The 20,747-nt window shown below is 68.5% G+C and carries 19 protein-coding genes; 11 read left to right on the forward strand and 8 right to left on the reverse strand.

Annotated features, from left to right (window positions below):
* Nucleotides 1-120: 120 nt before the first annotated feature.
* The gene (locus AT701_RS10720) at nucleotides 121-1,086 is read right to left on the reverse strand and encodes a DNA polymerase domain-containing protein (RefSeq protein WP_058125809.1); all 966 of its coding nucleotides are present in this window, start codon (nucleotides 1,084-1,086) and stop codon (nucleotides 121-123) included.
* Nucleotides 1,087-1,267: 181 nt separating this feature from the next.
* Between AT701_RS10720 and AT701_RS10725 the strand changes: the two genes are divergently transcribed.
* A complete protein-coding gene (locus tag AT701_RS10725; protein ID WP_081319444.1) occupies nucleotides 1,268-2,728 on the forward strand; it encodes a glycoside hydrolase family 183 protein in 1,461 nt (486 codons plus the stop codon).
* Here AT701_RS10725 and AT701_RS10730 read toward each other — a convergent pair.
* On the reverse strand, nucleotides 2,725-3,330 hold the full coding sequence (locus AT701_RS10730; RefSeq protein WP_003893481.1) for a TetR/AcrR family transcriptional regulator: 606 nt from the start codon (nucleotides 3,328-3,330) through the stop codon (nucleotides 2,725-2,727). The two genes, AT701_RS10725 and AT701_RS10730, sit on opposite strands and share 4 nt — an antisense overlap.
* A 132-nt stretch (nucleotides 3,331-3,462) precedes the next feature.
* Between AT701_RS10730 and AT701_RS10735 the strand changes: the two genes are divergently transcribed.
* The 6 genes from AT701_RS10735 (at nucleotide 3,463) to AT701_RS10760 (ending at nucleotide 8,431) form a co-directional block, all read left to right on the forward strand.
* Entirely contained in the window at nucleotides 3,463-4,401 is a 939-nt protein-coding gene (locus AT701_RS10735; RefSeq protein ID WP_058125810.1) for a metal-dependent hydrolase, read from the forward strand.
* On the forward strand, nucleotides 4,394-5,551 hold the full coding sequence (locus AT701_RS10740; protein WP_011728160.1) for a DUF7802 domain-containing protein: 1,158 nt from the start codon (nucleotides 4,394-4,396) through the stop codon (nucleotides 5,549-5,551). The genes AT701_RS10735 and AT701_RS10740 overlap by 8 nt, the downstream gene beginning before the upstream one ends.
* A gap of 31 nt (nucleotides 5,552-5,582) precedes the next feature.
* Nucleotides 5,583-6,641, forward strand: a complete 1,059-nt coding sequence (locus tag AT701_RS10745) for an LmeA family phospholipid-binding protein (RefSeq protein ID WP_014877297.1) — start codon at nucleotides 5,583-5,585, stop codon at nucleotides 6,639-6,641.
* Nucleotides 6,642-6,693: 52 nt separating this feature from the next.
* A complete protein-coding gene (locus AT701_RS10750; protein WP_058125811.1) occupies nucleotides 6,694-7,239 on the forward strand; it encodes a chorismate mutase in 546 nt (181 codons plus the stop codon).
* 77 nt (nucleotides 7,240-7,316) lie between these two features.
* Entirely contained in the window at nucleotides 7,317-7,901 is a 585-nt protein-coding gene (locus AT701_RS10755; RefSeq protein WP_011728163.1) for a hypothetical protein, read from the forward strand.
* The gene (locus tag AT701_RS10760; RefSeq protein ID WP_011728164.1) at nucleotides 7,898-8,431 is read left to right on the forward strand and encodes a hypothetical protein; all 534 of its coding nucleotides are present in this window, start codon (nucleotides 7,898-7,900) and stop codon (nucleotides 8,429-8,431) included. Before AT701_RS10755 ends, AT701_RS10760 begins: the two co-directional genes overlap by 4 nt.
* Here the strand turns inward: AT701_RS10760 and AT701_RS10765 are convergent.
* Nucleotides 8,410-8,655, reverse strand: coding sequence for a cupin domain-containing protein (locus tag AT701_RS10765; RefSeq protein WP_080590926.1), 246 nt, complete (start codon nucleotides 8,653-8,655; stop codon nucleotides 8,410-8,412). The genes AT701_RS10760 and AT701_RS10765 overlap by 22 nt on opposite strands.
* A 246-nt stretch (nucleotides 8,656-8,901) precedes the next feature.
* A complete protein-coding gene (locus AT701_RS10770) occupies nucleotides 8,902-10,485 on the reverse strand; it encodes a PTS transporter subunit EIIC (protein ID WP_011728167.1) in 1,584 nt (527 codons plus the stop codon).
* A gap of 144 nt (nucleotides 10,486-10,629) precedes the next feature.
* On the opposite strand from AT701_RS10770, the gene AT701_RS10775 reads away from it, so the two are divergent.
* The 4 genes from AT701_RS10775 to AT701_RS10790 all read left to right on the forward strand — a co-directional run bounded on the left by AT701_RS10775 (nucleotide 10,630) and on the right by AT701_RS10790 (nucleotide 15,824).
* Nucleotides 10,630-11,100: a PTS sugar transporter subunit IIA gene (locus AT701_RS10775; protein WP_011728168.1), complete on the forward strand. Its 471-nt coding sequence runs from the start codon at nucleotides 10,630-10,632 to the stop codon at nucleotides 11,098-11,100.
* Between the two features lie 21 nt (nucleotides 11,101-11,121).
* Nucleotides 11,122-11,907, forward strand: coding sequence for a glucosamine-6-phosphate deaminase (gene nagB, locus AT701_RS10780; protein WP_011728169.1), 786 nt, complete (start codon nucleotides 11,122-11,124; stop codon nucleotides 11,905-11,907).
* A gap of 1 nt (nucleotide 11,908) precedes the next feature.
* Nucleotides 11,909-13,066: an N-acetylglucosamine-6-phosphate deacetylase gene (nagA, locus tag AT701_RS10785; protein ID WP_011728170.1), complete on the forward strand. Its 1,158-nt coding sequence runs from the start codon at nucleotides 11,909-11,911 to the stop codon at nucleotides 13,064-13,066.
* 139 nt (nucleotides 13,067-13,205) lie between these two features.
* Complete coding sequence (locus AT701_RS10790) at nucleotides 13,206-15,824, forward strand: LuxR C-terminal-related transcriptional regulator (RefSeq protein ID WP_058125812.1); 2,619 nt, start codon at nucleotides 13,206-13,208, stop codon at nucleotides 15,822-15,824.
* On the opposite strand, the gene ptsP is transcribed toward AT701_RS10790, so the two are convergent.
* The 4 genes from ptsP to AT701_RS10810 are packed head-to-tail and all read right to left on the reverse strand — an operon-like array spanning nucleotide 15,825 to nucleotide 20,657.
* Nucleotides 15,825-18,251 carry a phosphoenolpyruvate--protein phosphotransferase gene (gene ptsP, locus AT701_RS10795; RefSeq protein WP_058125813.1) on the reverse strand — a complete coding sequence of 809 codons (2,427 nt, stop codon included), beginning with the start codon at nucleotides 18,249-18,251 and terminating at the stop codon, nucleotides 15,825-15,827. It lies immediately after the preceding gene.
* Nucleotides 18,248-18,880 (reverse strand): dihydroxyacetone kinase subunit DhaL, encoded by a 633-nt coding sequence (dhaL, locus tag AT701_RS10800; RefSeq protein WP_011728173.1) that lies wholly within the window; start codon nucleotides 18,878-18,880, stop codon nucleotides 18,248-18,250. The genes ptsP and dhaL overlap by 4 nt, the downstream gene beginning before the upstream one ends.
* 1 nt (nucleotide 18,881) lies before the next feature.
* The gene (gene dhaK / locus AT701_RS10805) at nucleotides 18,882-19,880 is read right to left on the reverse strand and encodes a dihydroxyacetone kinase subunit DhaK (RefSeq protein ID WP_058125814.1); all 999 of its coding nucleotides are present in this window, start codon (nucleotides 19,878-19,880) and stop codon (nucleotides 18,882-18,884) included.
* A gap of 9 nt (nucleotides 19,881-19,889) precedes the next feature.
* The gene (locus AT701_RS10810; RefSeq protein WP_011728175.1) at nucleotides 19,890-20,657 is read right to left on the reverse strand and encodes an MIP/aquaporin family protein; all 768 of its coding nucleotides are present in this window, start codon (nucleotides 20,655-20,657) and stop codon (nucleotides 19,890-19,892) included.
* Nucleotides 20,658-20,747: the final 90 nt, after the last annotated feature.

A 20,747-nucleotide genomic window follows, 5' to 3' on the forward strand; every position in this document is an offset into this window, starting at 1 on the left:
AAAGCGATGTTGCGCGGCGTCAAACACAGCCCTCTGCGCCATGACCGACACAAACCTGCGCCAGCAATTTTCATAGCCCCAGCTCGCAACGATTGGAACTCGAAAACCCTACGGGGTGCCCTAACTCGACGCGTCACGTTCCCGACGGGCCTTGGCACGCCGCTTGCCTTCGTGCATTGCGGCCACCCGCGCGACGGGAATCGTGTGGCCCTGCTCGATGAGGTCGGCCGGTAGGCGTTGTGGGGCAGGCATTGCGTCGGTCCACGACGTGCGGCCGGCGAGCGCGTCGATCGCGGTGTGCACGGTGAAATCGCCTGGCGTGACGCGGTCCAACTCCGACCAGTCCACGGGGAACGACACCGGCAGGCCGGGCCGTAGTCGCGGACTGTAGGCCGCGGCTACGGTGGCCCCGCCGGAGCGGGTGGCGTCCACGAACACCTTGCCCTCGCGGTCCTCCACGATGAACGCCGTCGTCGCGATCGCGGGATCCAACGCCTCGGCACGCGCTGCGAGTGCGCGCGTCGCCGCGGCGACATCGTCGACGGGCGGGTGGGTGTCGATGGGGACGAAGATGTGTACACCGCGCGATCCGCTGGTCTTGACGGCCCCGGAAAGTCCGCAGTTCGACAGCGCGGTTCGCACGAGATGTGCCACGGCCACCACGGCGGAGAAATCACCGCCGTCGGGCGGATCGAGATCGAGTACCAGATGGGTGGGCTGGTAGATGTTGTCGGCCGGTCCCAGTGCCGGGTGGTATTCGACCGCACGCTGATTGGCCAGCCACAACAGCGTGCGCCGGTCATCGCAGACGATGTAACGGATCTCGCGCTTCGACGACTCGGCCCACATGGGTACGGTACGTACCCAGTTGGGTGCGTACTTGGGAATGTTCTTCTGTACGAACGGTTTCTGGCCCCGCAACGTCCTGATCACCGTCAGTGGACGATTGGCGAGCGCCGGCAGGATGTGGTCGGCGACGGCATCGAGATAGTCCACGAGATCGCGTTTGGTGGCGCCGATGCCGGGCGCCAGGGGGTCGTCGAGGTGCGTGAGGTCGACACCGGCGCGCTGCTCTGGGCCACTCATTGCGCCACCTTAACGGCGCGCTCGGGGTGTATAGCAGGTGCCGGCATGATCAGTCGGTTGCGACACGGTCACGGATGGATCGCTTTTGATGGCTCAATGATCACAAATGCCTCAGTGATCACTATCGTCACAAGCGCCCACTCTAGACGTCGGTGCGACGTCCCGCTCCGGAAGGTGTGACATGTCGCGACGTCCCCACGCTCCGACGCTGACCCCCATGGTCGCCATGGCGGCCTTCGCCGCGGTCGGCCTCACTGCGGCGATCACCGTGGCGCCGCCTGCTGCTGCCGAACCATGCACGGGCGCGGCCGCGGCGATCCAACCGCCGGCCAACCAGGGCCCCGCGCCCGCGCTGCCCGGGCTCACCGGCGGTCCGCCGCGCGGCCACCGGCCCTCTGGTGCGAACGACGACGCGCCGTTGCCGAGGCTCGGGCAACTTTCTCGCGACCTGCTCAAGGCCGTGACGCCGCGCTCGGGGCAGGTGCGACAGCAGGCGGGCGTCCTGCCACAGCCACAACCGCAGCCACAACCGCAGCCGCAACCGGCGCCCCAGCCGCAGGTGCAGGCGCAGCCCGCGCCCGCGCCCGCGCCGCCACCGTCGCCGCCGGGCACTACGCTCGTCGGGTGGGTGACCGGACCGGAGAGCCCCAACGACACCGCGCGCAAGTTCGCGATCACCGGCACCGACCTCGGGATCATGTGGGACAACGGCAATCCCGGTGCGCGTCAGGTGCTCATGGCCTTCGGCGACACCTACGGCTACTGCAGCGTCCGCGGTCAGCAGTGGCGGTACAACGTGTTGTTCCGCAGCCAGGACGGGGCACTGTCGAACACCATCGCCGTGCCGAACGGCGTTGCCCGCAACAACTTCTCGGGGTCACCGGTGTTGGCGCCCGGGATCTCCAAGCAGATCATCAACAGCACCAAGTGGGCGGCGACCGAGAAAGGCATCATCCCGACCGCGGGTGTGTCGGTGGGCACGACGCAGTACCTGAACTTCATGTCCATCCGGAACTGGGACAGCGACGGCCGGTGGTCCACCAACTACTCGGCGATCGCGGTCTCGCCGGACAACGGCGAGAACTGGGGTGTGTATCCCGGCACCGTGCGTACGCCGGGCGACGGTCTGGTGTCGGGTGCCCGCTACGTGCGTGGCAACGAGAACTTCCAGCAGGCCGCGTTCCTCAAACCCGGCCCGGGTGACCAGTATCTGTACATGTTCGGCACGCCGTCCGGGCGTGGGGGCGCGGCGTTCATCGCGCGGGTCGCGCCGGGGGCCGTGCCCGATCTCAACCGGTACGAGTACTGGAACTCGAACTCCAACTCGTGGGTGCCGCGCGATCCGGGGGCGGCGACGCCGGTGATCCCCGGTCCGGTGGGTGAGCTCTCGGCGCAGTACAACACGTATCTCAAGCAGTACGTCGTGTTGTACTGCAACGGCGCCAACGATGTGGTGATGCGCACGGCGCCTGCGCCACAGGGCCCGTGGAGTCCCGAACAGTTGCTGGTGCCCTCGATGCAGTACCCGGGCGGCATCTACGCGCCGTTCCTGCACCCGTGGTCGACGGGTAAGGAACTGTACTTCAATCTGTCATTGTGGTCGGCCTACAACGTCATGTTGATGAGGACGGTTCTGCCCTAGCGCGGCTGCGCCAGCAGTGCGCCGCCCAGCCAGCGTCGCAGGAAGCGCCGCAACTCTTCTGGTGACCGCGTCTGCTGGTTGGGGGCGACGAAGAACGACAGCATGATGCGCAGGGTGAACTCGACGAGTTCGCGCTGGGCGGTCTCGTCGTAACCGTATGCCGCCCAGTCGACGTCGAAGCGCTTGAGCATCCGCATGCCGAAATCCTGTGCCTCGTCCGACGCCAGGCTGCCCGAGTGCGCGTGCAGGTACGGCTCCGACAGCAGGATCCCCAGATGCGGTGTGCGCGTGACCTCTTCGAGCGTGAACAGCACTCCGTCGGTCATCGCGTCGGCCGGATCGGTGATGCCCCGCACGTGCGCGGCGAGACGGTCGAGGAAACTGTCGACGGAGGCGATCGCCGCGGCTTTCATGAGCGCGTCGGCGGTGGGGAAGTAGCGGTAAACGGTTTGGCGGATGACGCCGAGTGAGGCCGCGACGTCGGCGATGCTCACGTCGGACCCGGTCTCGGAGATGAGTTCGACCGCGGCCTCGACGATGCGTGCCGAGGCCTCTTCGTCGTCGGCGGGCGGGCGTCCGTCCCATCCACGTCTACGCGCCACTGCTGTCACCTGCTGCCGACGACATGCCAGCAGGATATCGCCAGGCACTCGGCATTGACCTTTGTCGGGCTACAAGTAATCATACAGAGCAACTCAGATTTGTATGATTATTGAATCAGCGAGGTGTCATCGATGACAGACCTGATCGTGCGGAAGATGCGGTTCGCCTTCGCCGACCACCACGTGCCCTTCCTGTGGAACGAGGCCAACCCGGCGTTCTCCAGCATGGCCAACGCCGTGTCGTTTCTGGCCATCGCGTTCGAGAAGATGATCGGCCACATGATCACCGAGGCCATGCCGCACATCACCGACCCCGAGATCGCTGAGGAGGCACAGGCTTTCGTGCGCCAGGAGGGCCAGCACTCGATGGCCCACCGTCAGCACGCCAAGGGTCTGATCAAGAGCTATCCCGCGCTCAAGGAGACCCTCGACGAGGTGGTCAAGGCGTTCGACGACCTCACCGCCAACACCCCGCTGAAGTACCGCCTGGCCTACACCGCCGACCTCGAGGCGACGTTCACCCCGGTGTTCAAGCTCATGCTCGACCACGACGACACGCTCTTCGCGCCCGGCGACGACCGCGTGGCGTCGTTGTTTTTGTGGCACTTCGTCGAGGAGGTCGAGCACCGCAGCTCGGCGCTGATCATCTACGACGCCGTCGTCGACGACCCCTGGTACCGCATGCGCGTGGCCCCCTCGGTGTTCAAGCACGTCTGGGGTGTGTTGCGCCTGGCCTGCGAAGGGTTCAACAAACACGTCCCGGTGTCCGAACGCGGGGTGGACGCGATGTCGATGTTCGGCATGCAGGCCCGCAGGAAGAAGCTCATGCAGCGGCTGCCGTTCCTCGCCGCCCCCGACGACGGCCCGATCGCCAACGCGTTCGGCCATCTGCCCGTGCGCGACATGCTGGTGGCGCTCGTCGGCGTGGTACGCAGCCAGATCCCCGGGCACGATCCCGCGCACGAGAAGCTGCCCGCACTGGCCGACGAGTGGTTCGCCCGGTACGAGACGGGCTACGACGTCACCCAGTGGTACACCGCAGGCGAGAAGGCGGACGTGGCCAATGTCTGACCTGTGTACCCCCACGTTCGCCGATCTCGCACAGCGGATGGGCTTCTCCTGTGACGACATCGGTGGCCTGGTCTCGTTCCGCAACCCGTTCGGTCTGGAGAACTGGACATTGCTCGCCCTCGAGATCCTCGTCATCACCGGTGCCGTACTGGCGCTGGTGTACGCGGTCAACCGCTATCGGCGACAAGGCGATCCGACCAACGTGGTTTTGTGGTTCGGCGCCATCGCCTACCTGCTGATCATCGAACCGCCGCTGTACTTTCCGGCCGCGTTCGGCATCGAAGAGCACGTCGACACCATGTTCGCGCACAACCTGTTCACGGTGGAGTTCCTGTGGGGACGTCTGCCGCTCTACATCGTCGCGATCTATCCCATGATGGCCACGGTGTCTTTCGAGATCGTGCGCAGGCTCGGGGTTTTCACGCGGTACGGATCATTCGTGGGTGCGCTGGCGGTCGGCTTCGTGCACCACGCGTTCTACGAGATCTTCGACCACCTGGGCCCGCAGTTGCGGTGGTGGGAGTGGACGCTGGAGCACCCGCTCAACCAGCCGTTCTTCGACTCGGTGCCGCTGCCCAGCGTCGTGGTGTTCGCGGCGCTGTGGCCCACGTCGTTGGCGTTCTGCGTGCAGTTCTTCGTCGGTCGCCACGTCGATGGCGGTCGGTCGTTCACCGGCGGTCAGATCGCGCTGCGCACCGTGGTGGTCGGTGTGCTGGCCTCGGTGGGGACGTTCATCCTGCCGCTGCCCGCCACCGTCTCCGGTTCGCTTTCGGGCAGCACGGTCGTCGGCGGTGTCGTGTATGCGCTGGAACTGTTGGCGCTCAGCGTCGTCGCGGTCGCGGTGATGTTCGCGCAGTGGCGCCGCCTGCGGTCGCCGTCCCGGCCGCCGCTGGGGCCGGGCGGGGTGATCCTGGGCTACGCCGCGGTGTATCTGGCGGTGATGACCGTGCTGTGGCTGACCGCGCTGCCTGACTGGTTCGGTGCGGTCGGTGGCGTCACCGCCGACGGCGACCCCATCGGCAGTCTCTGGTACACCGTGCTGTGCCTGATGGTCGCCGCGCTGGCGCTTGCCGCGGCGGTGACGGTGCGGCCGGTGGCCTCCGCGACGGCCGAGGCGGCGGAGTCGACGCAGGCGCAGCCGCAGGCCTGAGATCGCCACACCCCGCGGGCAATGCGGCAGAATGGCGCGAATGGCGACACCGCCGCAGCGTCCTGATCGGCCCGGTGGCCGGCCCGGCCCGCAGCCCGGCCGGCGTCCTGTGCCGCCCAGCCGGGGCTTTCCACCGCCCGACCCGGCCACCCGGCGCCTACCCCGGCCACCCCGCCCGACAGGGCCGGCCGGGCCCGATGGGCCCACCGAACAGCTGCGGGCACCGCGTCCGGAGCCTCCGACCGAACAGATGCGTGCGCGCCGCCCACCGCTCGACGCGGCCGCCACGGAGAAGATCACCCGGCCACGCCCGCCCGTCGCACAGGGCGGACCGCTGGGTGCGTCACCGCCTGCCGTCAAGCGGGCGTGGCTGCGCACCTGGCAGGCCGCGGTGCTGATCGCCGTCATCGTGGTGGCGCTGGTGGTCGGTGGGCTGGCCGGCGCCGAACTGTACGCGCGCCACCGCGCGGGCACGTTGCTCGTCGCGGTGGCCGAATGCGTCGTGGAGGACAACGCCACGGTGTCCTTCGGGGTGAACCCACCGTTCCTGTGGCAGCACATCACCGGCCACTACACCAACATCTCGGTGCAAACCGCGGGCAGGCAGGTGCAGGCCGCCGAGGGCATGACTGCCGATGTCACGCTCAAGGACATCCGCCTGCAGGGCACCGCCGACTCCAAGGGCACCATCGGATCGCTGACGGCGACGCTGAGTTGGACCTCCGAGGGCATCAAGGACACTGTCGCGGCGAACCTGCCCGGCGTCGGAAGCCTCGTCACCGGCGTCAGCACCGACGCCGCGGCGGGCACCCTCACGCTGGAGGCGGCGGGCGACAACCGCGTCACCGCGCGGCCGGTCGTCACCGACGGCGACCTCACGTTGGAGGTCCTCGACGTCACCGGCCCGTTCTCCAAGGAGACGGTGCAGGACGCGCTGAACGGGTTGACCACCAAGCTCAACGAGAACTACCCGTTGGGCATCCACGCCGACAGCGTCGCGGTGACCGACACGGGTCTCGTCGGAAGGTTCTCCAGCCAGGACGCGTCTATACCCAATGACGAAGCCGATCCGTGTTTCGCGCGTCTGTGAGAAAGGTGAACCTGTGCATCTGAGGACTGCTGGGAGAACGGCTGCAAAAACGGTGCTCGCTTCGGTTGCGCTCGCCGCACTGGCGGGTGTGGGCACCCCGCATGCCACGGCCGACGACCTGAGCCCGCTGGTTCCTCTCGTCGACGCTGCCGCGCAGCGCCTGCAGACCGCAGATCCGGTGGCGGCGTCCAAGTTCCGCTCGGGCGGCGCGATCGACGACCCGGACCGCGAACAACAGGTGATCGCCGCGGTCACCGGGGACGCCACCCGGCACAACATCGACCCCGGATACGTCCACGATGTCTTCCGCAATCAGATCGACGCCACATCGTCGGTGGAGCACACCCGCTTCGCGCAGTGGAAGCTCGACCCGGCCGCGGCACCGTCGTCGGCGCCCGACCTGTCCGAGTCGCGGCAGAAGATCGACACGCTCAACCGCACGATGGTCGACGAGATCGCCCGGCAGTGGCCGGTTCTGCACTCGCCCGTGTGCCGGCCCGACCTCGACAGGGCCCTCGACGCGGTGGCCACGGCACGTGGGTTCGATCCGGTGTACCGACACGCGCTCGAATACGCGACGCATTCGTACTGCCGATGAGGCTTTACATCCCCGTCAAGAATTGACGTTTCTGTAGGACGCCAGCGGGTATTCACAGGCCCAAGGAGGTGCCAGAAATGCCCACATGGAGCTGGATAGCAATAGGTGTAGTCGTCGCCGTACTCGTGATCTTGGCAGCGATCTGCCTGGTGTCGATGAACCGTCACAAACGAAGTGAAAGGTTGAGAAGTCACTTCGGACCCGAATACGACCGCACGGTGGACACCGCGGGGGACCGTAAGGCCGCCGAGAAGGAACTGCTCGGACGCCAGCGGGCGCACAAGAAGCTCGACATCGTCGAACTCACGCCCGAGGCTCGCGCACGTTACTTCCAGGCGTGGACCGCCACGCAGGCCGAATTCGTCGACGACCCGGCCGGTGCGGTGCGTGACGCGGACCGGCTGGTCACCGATGTGATGCGCGAACGCGGTTATCCCATCGACGATTTCGAGCAGCGTGCGGCCGACATCTCGGTCGACCATCCGAAGGTCGTCGAGCACTATCGGGCCGCTCATGTGCTGCATCTGGCGCAGGAGCACGGTGAGATCGGCACCGAGGCGCAGCGCGAGGCGATCGTTCACTACCGTGCGCTGTTCGAACAACTTCTCGGTGTCCATCCCACCTCGAACATGCCCAACACGCCCGAGGAGACACGGTCATGACCGCCAACGACCAGCCCTCGGCCGCAGCGGCTGCCCCGCAGACCGGCTATCAGGCGACGGGCACCGAACCCGTTGCGCCACAGCAACAACTGGCGCAGACACAGCCGATCCCGCCCATGGGCGCCGACGGCACCCAAGCGCCGGTTGAGATGAATCAGGGCGCGGCAGTGGGTCAGACTCAGACGAGCCAGACCGACACGAATCAGGGTGCGGCAGTGGGCCATACCGACGGGATGTATCCGAATACGGGTGAGCCCACCGACGGTGGGCTGTTCGCCGACGATGACCGCACCGGCCTGCGGGCGCGGTGGGACGCGCTGCAGGCGTCTTTCGTCGACAACCCCAAACAGTGTGTGCAAGAGGCCGATGGCCTCGTGGAAGAGGTCGTTCAGCGCCTCACCGCGAGCTTCGCCCACGCCCGTTCACGGCTCGACGAGCAGTGGTCGCAGGGGCAGGATGCCTCGACCGAGGATCTCCGCATCGCCTTGCAGCGCTACCGGGACTTCTTTCAGCGACTGCTCACAGTCTGACCGGACAACGACTCCGCCGGACCGCGACTCAGTCGCGGTTCGGCGGAGTCGTAGATCACCAGGAACACCAGATCGTCGGTCCCGGTGTTGGTGAGGTTGTGCCGGGCATGCGCGGGAACCTTGACGAACGTGCCCGGTTTCACCTGCCATGTCTGTCCGTCGATCTGGACCTCGCCGCTACCGGTGAGGAAATAGAACGCGTGGTTGTAGGGATGGCTGTGCAGCGGAGATCCGCCGCCCGCCCCAAACGCGTGAGCTGGGCGTTGAACGCCGACGTGTAGTCGACGTCGGCCACGTTGTCACTCAACCAGAAGTCGCGGCCCAGATCGGTTTTGTGCCCCCGGTGGGCTTGTCGGTCATGTGGATCTCCCTTCTACACGTGGATCCGTGTTGGGAAGTCTCGTCGCGACGGCCACCGGCGGCATTGCCGCTGACGGCAAACCAGGACTACCGGCTGACCGGTAGGCAACTCACAGGCTGTCGATGATGGCGTTCTTGAGCGCCTCGGAGTTGGTGCCGAACACCGCCTGGACACTGTTGCCGACCTCGAGGACGCCTGCGGCGCCGAGCGCGCGGAGCCGGTCGTGATCCACCTTTGTCTTGTCGGCGACCTCCATGCGCAACCGCGTGATGCACGCGTCGACGTTGACCAGGTTCTCCCGCCCCCCGAAGGCCGCGATGAGCTGCTCGGCCTCGCTGTCGGCGCGCTCGGGCGCCGCGACAGTACCGGCGGCGCCCGCCGCGCCGCCCGCGGTGACGGCCGTCGCCGACGTCTCGCCCTCGCCGAGGTTGGCCGCCTCCTCGGCGGCGAACTCCGACTCGGGCTCCCGGCCCGGGGTCCGCATGTTCCACTTGGTGATCGCGAACCGGAACATCAGGTAGTAGACGACGAAGAACACCACACCCATCGCGATCAGCAGCGGGATGTTCTTCGCGGCCGGCGCCGTGCCGTAGAGCAGCAGGTCGATCAGACCTGCCGAGAACGAGAAGCCCAGATGGATGTCGAGCAGGTAGGCGATCGCCAGCGACAACCCGGTGAGCACCGCGTGGATGACGTAGAGCGGGAATGCCACGAACATGAAGGCGAACTCGAGCGGTTCGGTCACGCCCGTGAGGAACGCGGTGAGCGCCGCGGCCGACAGGATGCCCACCGCGACCTTGCGCTGCCTTTTGTTGGCGACGTGGATCATCGCCAGCGCGGCGGCCGGCAACCCGAACATCAGGATCGGGTAGAAGCCTGACGTGAGGATGCCCGCGGTGGGATCGCCCGCGGCAAATCTGGTGAGCTCGCCGGTGACCACCTGGCCGTCCGCGGTCTGGTAGTCGCCGTAGATGAACCAGACATACGAGTTGGGGATGTGGTGCAGGCCCAGGGGAATCAGCATGCGGTTGGCGAATCCGTAGACGAACGCGCCGAGCGCGCCTGCCCCGCCGATGAACCGGCCGAGCGCGGTCAGGCCTGCGTCGAAGATGGGGTAGAAGTAGCTCATCAGGAACGCCACGAACAGCGACGCCAGTGACACCACGATGGGGACGAATCGTCTTCCGCCGAAAAAGCCCAGATACGACGGTAATTGGATGGTGTGGTACCGGTCGAACAACCATGCGGTGAGCAGGCCGACGACGATACCGGCGAACACGCTGTAGTTGATCTGCGCCTGATCGCCTGCCTTGTCCACCTCACCGGCCAGCACGATCGGCGACATGGTCTTGAACACGGCCTCCACCACGAGATAGCCGACGACTGCCGCGAGCGCGGTCGATCCGTCGGCCTTGCGCGCGAATCCGATGGCGACACCCACCGCAAACAACAGGGGAAGATTGCTGAAAAGCGCGTCGCCCGCAGCGCTCATGGCCTTGAAGAACGGGCCGATGACCGGTGATTCGATGCGACCGAGCAGATCAGGCTGGCCTATGCGCAGCAGGATGCCCGCCGCGGGCAGCACCGCGATGGGCAGCATGAGGCTTTTGCCGAGGCGCTGCAGCTGTGCGAACCCTGGGATCCGCAGCCCTGATTTCCTCTGTGTTGCTTCAGGTTTCGCCGCGTTGCTCATCGCATCATCGCCCTTCCGGCCGCGTTGTGTGCGCTCACTGCTCAAACTCTGCCGAAGCTTAGACGAGAACGCGACTCGAAGAGTCGAACTCGAAACGTTGGGACGGCTCGTATGGTTGGAACACGAACGCAAAGGAGTCAGACCGTGACCATCACGTCAGTTCTCGCCCCGGTGGGTGGGCGCGCAGTCGCCCTGTCCGAGATTCCCGACCCGGTGTTCTCCGCGGGCATGGTGGGCCACGGCGCCGCGGTGGATCCACCGCACGAGGTGGTGCAGGCCGTGGCGCCGGTGAGCGGGAAACTGCTCAAGCTCATGCCGCACGCCTATGTGGTGATGACCGCGGACAACGTGGGAGTGCTGGTCCACCTGGGCATCGACACCGTGCAACTGAGCGGCGAGGGGTTCACCACCCACGTCGCCCAGGGCGACACCGTGACCGCAGGGCAACTCGTGATCACCTACGACGTCGCGGCGGTCGTGGCCAAGGGCCTCAATCCCATTGTCCCGGTGGTGATCATGGACGAGCGCGAACCGGGAAACATCACCGCGTCCGAAGCGGTGCGCACAGGCGCCGACATCGCCACGGGCGCTGAACTTTTCACCGCCGCCAAGTAACCGACCAACCGACCGGATCACATGGAAGTCATCATCCTGCCCGACCCCGGACGCATCGGCAGCCTTGCGGCCGATGCCATCACCGCGTTGATCACGCGCAAACCCGACGCCGTGCTCGGCCTGGCGACCGGAAGTTCCCCGCTTGCCGTCTACGACGAACTGGTGTCCCGGTACGAAGCCGGGCAGATCTCGTTCCGGCAGGCCAGGGGATTCACCCTCGACGAGTACGTCGGCCTGCCCGCCGACCACCCCGAGCGCTACCGCAACGTCATCGACACGGCATTCGCCGCGCGGGTCGACTTCGCGCCGGGCGCGGTACAGGGTCCCGACGGACTCGCCGACGACATCCCCGCGGCCTGCGCGGCGTACGAGGCCGCGATCCGCGACGCCGGCGGCGTCGACCTGCAGATCCTCGGCATCGGCACCGACGGGCACATCGCATTCAACGAGCCCGGCTCCTCACTCGCGTCGCGCACCCGCATCAAGACGCTGACCCGCCAGACCCGCGTCGACAACGCCAGGTTCTTCGGCGGCGACCTCGACCAGGTGCCCACCCACTGCCTCACCCAGGGCCTCGGCACCATCATGGAGGCCAGGCATCTGATCCTGATCGCGATGGGCCGCAGCAAGGCCGAGGCCGTGCACCACCTGGTGGAGGGTGCGGTGAGCGCCATGTGGCCGGCGACCGTGCTGCAGATGCACCCCCACGTGACCGTGTTGCTCGACGACGCTGCGGCACAACGCCTGCAACTCGTGGACTACTACCGCGAGACCTACCGCGCCAAACCGGCCTGGCAGGGCATCTGACATGCTGCTGACCGCCGACACCGTGCTCACCGGCACCGAACTGCTGCGGCCCGGCTGGCTGGAGATCGCCTCTGACCGCGTGGTCGCGGTGGGTGCCGGAGCCCCGCCCGCGCAGGCCGATCGGAACCTCGGCGCGGCCACCGTGGTCCCCGGCTTCGTCGACACCCACCTGCACGGCGGGGGTGGCGGCAACTTCTCCGCCGCCACCGACGACGAGACCGCCAGGGCGGTCGCGCTGCACCGCGCCCACGGCAGCACCACGCTGGTGGCCTCCCTGGTCACGGCCGGGCCCGAGGACCTGCTGCGCCAGGTCTCCGGTCTGGCACGGCAGGTGCGCGCCGGACTGATCGACGGTATCCATCTCGAGGGTCCGTGGTTGTCGACCCTGCGGTGCGGCGCCCACCAGCCGGTCCTGATGCGCGACCCCGACCCGGGCGAGATCGGCCGGGTGCTCGACGCGGGCGAGGGGACCGTCCGCATGGTCACCATCGCGCCGGAGCGCGACGGCGCACTCGCGGCCATCGCGCAGCTCGTAAATGCCGGGGTGGTCGCCGCGGTCGGGCACACCGAGGCGACGTATGACCAGACGCGGGCCGCGATCGACGCGGGCGCCACGGTGGGCACGCATCTGTTCAACGCGATGCGCCCGATCGACCGCCGCGAACCCGGGCCTGCCGTCGCGCTGACCGAGGATTCACGGGTCACCGTCGAGATGATCGTCGACGGGGTACACGTGGCGCCCGCGATCTATCGCCACATCACACAGACCGTTGGGCCGGAACGGCTTTCGCTGATCACCGATGCGATGGCCGCCACCGGGATGTCTGACGGTGTGTACCGCCTCGGACCGCTCGACATCGACGTCGTGGCGGGTGTGGCGCGCGTGGCAGGTACCGACACCATCGCCGGGAGCACCGCGACCATGGAGCAGGTGTTCCGCCTCGCGGTGGCGCACTGCGGTTTGCCCCGCGACGACGCACTGTCGCTCGCCGTCCGCCAGGCGTGTGTCAACCCGGCTCGCGCGCTCGGACTGCCCGCGGCGGGGTTGGCCGCAGGTGCCCGCGCCGACCTCGTGGTGCTCGATCACGACCTCGCTGTCACGGCCGTGATGCGGGCAGGGGAGTGGGTCGTGACCCCCGGCGCGGCGCACACGGTGTGACCGCAAGTTGAATCCAAGCCTCGCAGAAGAACTTTCCCGTTCAAGCACTCACCGAACCGGGCGCGCGGAACCGCCGCGGCGGTTATCTTCAGCAGCGTAAAGTCGGCGCGTCGACGCGGGGAGCGCTTGGGGGTGGTCGATGTCGGGCTGGCCGTTCGTCGGGCGGGATGACGAGCTCCGTGAGGCGGCAGAAGCCTTGCGGGACAGTTCACGTGGCGTCGTGCTGGCGGGGCCCTCCGGCGTCGGCAAGACCGCACTGGCGCGAGCGCTGGCCGGTCAGCTCGAAACCGAGGGATACACGATCCGTTACGTGCTGGGCACCGAGACCGGCCAGGCCGTGCCGTTCGGCGCGTTCCACCACACGCTGGAGTTGTCCGACGCGCACGAGCCCACCGTGATGCTGGCCGCCGCGCACCACACCCTGTCCGCCGACCCGAATGTCCTCATCGTCGTCGACGACGCACAGTACCTGGACCCGCTCTCCGCGCTGCTGGTGCAGCAGCTCGCGGTGCACGGATCCATCAAGCTGATCGTGACCATGCGTTCAGGTGCCACGACGTCCGACGCGGTGACGGCCCTGTGGAAAGAACACCTGCTGGTGCGCCTGGACGTGGAGCCGTTCAGCCGCGCACAGACCTCCGAGGTGGCATCGACGGTGCTGGGCGGCGAGGTCGACGAACACGCGGTCGCCGAGTTGCATCGCTACTCGTCGGGCAGCCCGATGTTCCTGCGTGGCGTACTCACGGCCGCGATGGGCGACGGGGTGTTGGTGCAGGCCCACGGCAGGTGGCGCCTGCGCGGCAACCTGCGTCCCAGTCCCGACCTCTACGAGCTGATCGCGTCGCGGGTACAGACCTTCAGCGCAGAAGAACTCGATGTCGCGGAGGTGGTCGCGACCGCCGACATGCTCGATTGGCATGTGCTGCTGGCGATCTGCGGACCGGATGCGGTCGCGCGTGCCGAGCGCCGCGGCGCGATCCAGGTGACCAGCGCCGGCAGTCATGCCGTGGTGCAGCCCGGACACCCCATCATCGGTGAGGTGGTGCGGTCACGATGTCCGGTGTCGCGGACCCGACAGATCAACACCCTGGTGGCAGAACATCTCTCGGCGCAACTGCGGGTCGCCACCGACGCGTCGGCGGTGGATGTGCGGACCCGGATCCAGCTGGCACGCTTCATGACCCGCGCCGAATCGCCCCCGGACACCGACCTCGTCACCGAGGCCGCGGCGAGCGCGGTGACCATGTCCGATCTGGTTCTCGGCGAACAACTTGCGCGCTTCGCCGTCGAGCACGGCGCCGGGGTGAACGCGGCGCTGGTGCTCGCCGACGCGATCAGCTGGCAGGGGCGCGGCGACGAGGCCGACGCGCTGCTGGCACGATTCCCGCCCGACGGTGAGGACGACCTGACCGTCACCCGCTGGGGGTGCCAGCGTGCGGCCAACCTGTTCTTCGTGTGCGGGCGCCCGGAACCCGCGTGGGAGGTGCTCGCGAAGACCCGAGACGCGGTGGGCTCGGAAAAACTCGCGGGATTCGTGACCGCCATGGAGGTCGCGTTCACCTACTTCTCGGCCGACATGGCCGGTGCCGCGGCCGCCGGGTCCGCCGCGCTGGCGACCGAGATGATGCCCGCGGCTACGGTGTGGGTCGCGTTGGCCACCGCGGGCGCACTGGCCAAGTCCGGCCGGTTCAGCGAGGTCGCTGCCGTGGTGCGGACCGGCGAGCGCGCGGCGAGCCGCTGCGAGTCAGGCCCGCACCGCTACTCGCTGCCGCTCGCGGAGGTGCTCGCGGGCACGCTGGCCGGCGAGTTCGACGACGCCCAGCGGGCCTGCGACCGGTATGCCGCGGCCAGCTCGGGCATACCGCAGGCCGACGTCATGGTGACGGCCCTGGCGGGGCGGATGAAGCTGGCCCGGGGCCAACTCGAGGACGCCTGTGAACTGCTGCAGGCGGCCGTGTGGTCGATGGCCGCGAAGCTGCCGCCCGGGTGGCCGATGCTGGTTGCGTCGTGGCTGGCGCAGGCCGAGGGAGCCCGCGGCAACGCCGAGGCCGCGGACGTCGCACTTACCAAGGCCGAGGCCGAAGTCGGGCCCCAGGTCGAGGTGTTCGCACCCGAGCTCGAACTGGCACGCGCGTGGCGGGCCGCCGCGGCCGGTGAGACGTCACGAGCCCAGCACCATGCGGTGCTCGCGGCGCAGAACGCTCACGCCGCGGGAATGACCGCCGTCGAACTGACGGCCCTGCACACCTCGACGCGGTTCGGGGACCGCACCGTCGACGCCCGGATACAGCAGCTGGCCACCGAACTCGACTGCCCACTGGGTGAGGCGATCGCGCTGCACAGCTCCGGGCTGGCGGGCCATGACGGCCACCGGCTCGTCACCGCCGCCGACCGCTTCGAACGCATCGGTGCGATGGTGCTGGCGGGCGACGCCGCCGCGCACGCGTCGCGGGAATTCGGCCGGCGGGGCGAGCGCGGCAACGAGCTGGAGGCCTCCACGCGGGCGCACTGGCTCGCGAGCCGGTGTGGGGCCGTCACGCCCGCGTTGCGGTGCGCCGCGGATCCCCTGCCGCTGACACCGCGCGAGTGGGAGATCGCCAACCTGGTGAGCAGCGGGTTGAGCAATCGCCAGGTCGCCGACAGGCTGTGTCTGTCGGTGCGCACGGTGGACGGCCACCTGTACCGGATGTTCGCCAAACTCGGTGTGGCAGACCGTGATCAGCTGGCCAAGCTGATCCGGTTCCGGCCCGCGACCTGATCAGCCGAGCAGGTCACGCACCTCGGCGGGACCGGCGGCGGCCAGTGCCGCCCCCGCGGTCTCGGTGGCGCGCCGGTCGTCGACCGCGCGCACGGCCTCCTTGGTCGTCGGGATCGCCGGCGGCGTGACACTCAACGCGTCGACACCGAGGCCGATCAGCAACGGCACCGCGCGTGCATCGGCCGCGAACTCACCGCACACCGACACCGACGCCGCACCCGCGGCGCCGCGGCATGTCGCGGCGATCAGGTGCAGCAACCCGGGATCGAACGTGTCGCCGATACCGGCCACGGCGTCGTTGTTGCGGTCCGCCGCCAGCGCGTACTGCGTCAGATCGTTGGTGCCGATGGACAGGAAGTCCACGTGGCGGGAGAACGCCGCCGATTTCAGTGCCGCGGCAGGGACTTCGACCATCATGCCGACCTGCAGGCCTGCCGGAGGTCGCGGGCCGGCCCGGCGCACCGCGTCGTCGAGCAGGCGGCGCGCGGCGAACAGTTCGTCGAGCGTGGTGATCATCGGGAACATCACGCGCAGCGGAATGTCCTGTGCGAGTTTGGCCATCGCGAGCAACTGGTCGGAGAACACGTCGGGGTGGGCGAGCGACAACCGGATGCCGCGCACCCCGAGGTATGGGTTGAGTTCGGCGGCGGCGGGGAGGAACTCCAGTGGTTTGTCACCGCCCACGTCGAGCGTGCGCAGCGTCATGCGGCGGTCCCCGAGCGACTCGGCGATCTTGCGGTACACCGCGAGTTGTTCATCGACGTCGGGAGCCTGCCTACGGCCGAGGAACAGGAACTCGGTGCGGATCAGACCCGCGTGATCGGCACCGAGTGCGGCTGCCGCGCGCGCGTCCTCGACACCGGCGATGTTGGCGCCCACCGCGACGGTGCGGCCCCCTCGTGTGACCGCGGGCTCCCCGGCGCGCTGCAGCGCGGCCTGGCGTCGCCGCGTGAGGGTCTCGGCCTCGTGCCGGAACTGCTCGCGGACGTCGGCGGGCGGGTCCACGATGAACTCGCCGCGGGTCGCGTCCACGGCGACGACCGTGCCGTCGGGGATGCCGAGCACACCGGGGCCCGCGCCGACGATCACCGGTATTCCCTTGGCCCGCAGCAGGATCACGTTGTGCGCATGTGGGCTGCCGAACGCCAGGAGCACCGCGACCACGCGCTGCGGATCGAGTTCGGCGGCCTCGGCCGGGGTGAGGTCACCGGCCACCAGCACACCGCTGGCCGCCGCCGCGTCGCCCTCGGTGCCGAGCATGGCCCGCAACACCTGGTCACCGACCGCACGGACATCCTCGGCACGGGCCTGCAGATACGGATCCGGCAGCGCGTCGAACTCCGCGGCCAGCGTGGCCACGGCTTGCGACCATGCGGCGGCGGCGTTTTCGCCCTGCTCGATGCGCGCACGTGCGGCGCCCAGCAGCGCGTCGTCGTCGAGCAGCAGTTGATGTGCGTCGAAGATCGACGCCTCGGCTTCACCTATGTCGCGGCTCGTCGCGGCCCGGAGTGCGCCGATGGTGCGGCGGGTGTCGGCGATCGCCGTGCCCAGTCGGCGCCACTCGGCAGCGGGGTCGGCCGCGGGGGCGTCCGGCACGTCGGGGGTCTGTGACCGTGCCGAATATGCCGGGCCGACACCCATTCCGGGGCCCGCGCCGATCGGGGTGTGCGCCGTTGCCGGTGCCGCAGGTGGTGCCTCGGTGTGGTCCTCGTCGAAATTGCGGGCCGCCAGGGAAAGGAGGTGCTGCAGGGTCTCGTGGGCCTGGCCGCCCGACACCCGCAGTTCGACCTCGTCGCCGCATCGCACCGCGAGGGTCGCGATGCGCGAGAGGCTGCCGCCGTCGACCCAGGGGGAGTCGACGCGGGGGTTACGGATCCGCACCCGCGCGTCGCGGCGGCGGACCTCGGCGACGAACCGTGCGGCGGGACGGGCGTGCAGGCCATGCGGGTTGTTGACGACGAAGCTGCCGGTCAACTCGTCGGGCTCGGCGGTGTCGTCGGCCGGCGCCGGGGGTGTCGCCGGTTCGAGATGGGCGGCCTTGCCTGCCAACGCGCCTGCCGCCTCGGCGGCCACCTCGTCGAGCGCCGCGTCGCCCGCCGCCGCGACCGCCGCCACCACCAGTCCCTCGACCAGGGGCGCCGGGCACAGCACGGTCCTGGCACGGACGTCGTCGTCGAGCAACTCCAGGGCGAGTTCGGCCGAAAGCACCGCGCTGCCCAGGTCCATCAACACCAGCACCCCGTCGCCGCTGTCGGCGGAGGTGATGGCCTCGAGGATCGCCGACGCGTCGGTGCCCAGCGTGGTGTCGTCGAGGCCGGCCGCGATCGAGATCCGGACGGCCTTGCCGTGCAACATCTCCTGCGCGAGTCCGACCGCCGCGCGTGCCAGGGGGCGGCTGTGGGAGACGACGACGATGCCGACCGTCATGAAGTGCTCCCCGCCGCGGTGGCCGCGGCCGCGATCAGCATGGCCGCCGACGTGGCACCGGGATCGATGTGCCCCACGCTGCGCTGACCCAGGTAACTGGCCCGGCCCTTGCGCGCGATCATGGATTCGGTGGCGTCGCGGCCCTTCTCGGCGGCGGTGGCGGCGGCCGCCAGGGCGCCCGGCAGATCGGTGTCGCCTTCGAGCGCGGCGTCCAGGGCGTCGAGCGCGGGGGCCAGCGCGTCGAACATCGTCTTGTCGTTGGCCTCGGCGCGTCCGCGCTGGACGACACCGTCCACGCCGGCGCGCAGCGCCTTGGCGAAATCGCTTGCACTGACGGTGTCGTCGGTCCCGAGCGCCGGGGCCATCCGCAGGAAGAACGTGCCGTACAGCGGCCCGCTGGCGCCGCCGACCGATTTCACGAGCGTCATCCCCACCTGTTTGCACAGGCCCGCCATGTCGGCCGGTGGGGCCTCGTCGATCTGTGTGACCACCGCGGACATCCCACGCTGCATGTTGATGCCGTGGTCGGCGTCACCGATCGCGGCGTCGAGATCCGTGAGGTGCTGGGCATTTTCGTCGATCAGCCGGGCGTACTCGCGCAGCCAGGCGGTCAGTGTCGACAGGTCCATCTCAGCATCCCCTCCGCAGTGCCGGGGTGTTGACCGGGTGATCCCACAGTTGCAGCAGATCGTCGTCGGCCTTGAGGATGGTCACCGAACAGCCCGCCATGTCCAGGCTCGTGATGTAGGGCCCGACGAGTGAGCGCGCGACGCGGATGCCCGCCTTGTCGAGGATGGCGGCGAATTCGGCGTACATGACGTACAACTCGATGAGCGGGGTGGCGCCCATGCTGTTGACGAACAGGATCACCCCGTCGCCGCCGGTGAAGTCGAGGTCGGACAGCACCGGTTCGGCCATGAGTTCGGCAACGGCCTTGGCCGGTTGCAACGGCACGCGGTCGCGCCCGGGTTCGCCGTGGATGCCTATACCGACCTCGATCTCGTCGTCGGGAAGGTCGAAGGTGGGGTGGCCCACGGCGGGCACGGTGCACGAGGTGAGGGCGACGCCCATGCTGCGGGAAGCGGCGTTCACCCGGCGTGCCACGTCGGCGACCTCGGTCACCGACCGGCCCTGTTCGGCTGCGGCCCCGGCGATCTTCTCCACGAGCACGGTCGCGCCGACCCCGCGGCGGCCCGCGGTGAACGTGCTGTCGCACACCGCGACGTCGTCGTCGACCAGCACCGATTCGACGGTGATGCCCTCTGCGGCAGCGAGTTCCGCGGCCATCTCGAAGTTCATCACGTCACCGGTGTAGTTCTTCACGATGTGCACCACACCGGCGCCGCTGTCGACGTTCTTGGTGGCTTCGAGCATCTGGTCGGGGACCGGGGACGTGAACACCTCACCGGCGCAGGCCGCGTCGAGCATGCCCGCGCCCACGAAGCCGCCGTGCAGCGGTTCGTGACCCGAACCGCCACCCGAGATCAACCCGACCTTGCCTGCCACGGGCGCGTCGCCGCGGTAGATGATCCGGTTGGTGTGGTCGATGCGCAGTTCCGGGTGGGCAAATGCCATGCCGCGCAGGGCATCGGCGATCACATCGGCGGGATCGTTGATGAGCTTTTTCATGTGCCTTCCTCAGTTGGTCGCACTCGACATGGGCGGGGCGGAGACAGGGGCGGGGTTGCCGGCGGGGAGCGTGCGGGTGCGGGAGACCGCGACGAAGGCCAGCGCCGCGACCACACCCGCGAAGAGTTCGGCGGCCAGATAGACCGGTAGCTGACTCCACGTCACGGTGCCGCCGGCGATCTGCTGGACCAGCATGGGACCGAAGGTGCGGGCGGGGTTGATCGAGGCGCCCGTGGTGGGCGCCACTGGGATGATCGCCGCGAACACCACGAGGCCGATGGCCACGCCGGCGAATCCTGCGGCGGCCCTGCGGTGTATCACTCCGAAAACGGTGAACACAAGAATGAACGTACCCACGAACTCTGCGAAAAAGGCTTGGATGGCCGTGACATCTGCGGTGTAGGTCGCGATGCCCAGACCCGCGTCGCGGGCCGCCGTACCGAGCACGCCGAGAATGGCGCTGGCGCCGATGATCGCGCCGAGCACCTGCGCGGCGATGTAGGCAGGCACGCGCGACCACGGGAACTGGCCGGTCACGGCGAGCCCGACGGTGACCGCGGGGTTGATGTGATTGCCCGAGATGTGGCCCAGGGCGTACACGGTGGCCACGACCACCGTCGCGAATGCCAGGGAGATCATGCCCAGGTCGGCCATCGTGAAGGGGGCATCTCCGTTGACGATGATGGTCGCGGGGACGGCGCCCACCCCGACGAACACCAAGAAGGCCGTGCCGATCACCTCGGCGGCCAGTTTCTGGATCAATGACGGCTCGTCCATGACGTCCTCCCGGGACACGGCTGGCTACGGGAATCAGCGCTGTCGGTAATGTCGGATGGCATTCGATAATGTCGAATGTGATCTGGACCA

Origin of the sequence: Mycolicibacterium smegmatis, from assembly GCF_001457595.1 — a bacterium.
Taxonomy (GTDB): domain Bacteria; phylum Actinomycetota; class Actinomycetes; order Mycobacteriales; family Mycobacteriaceae; genus Mycobacterium; species Mycobacterium smegmatis.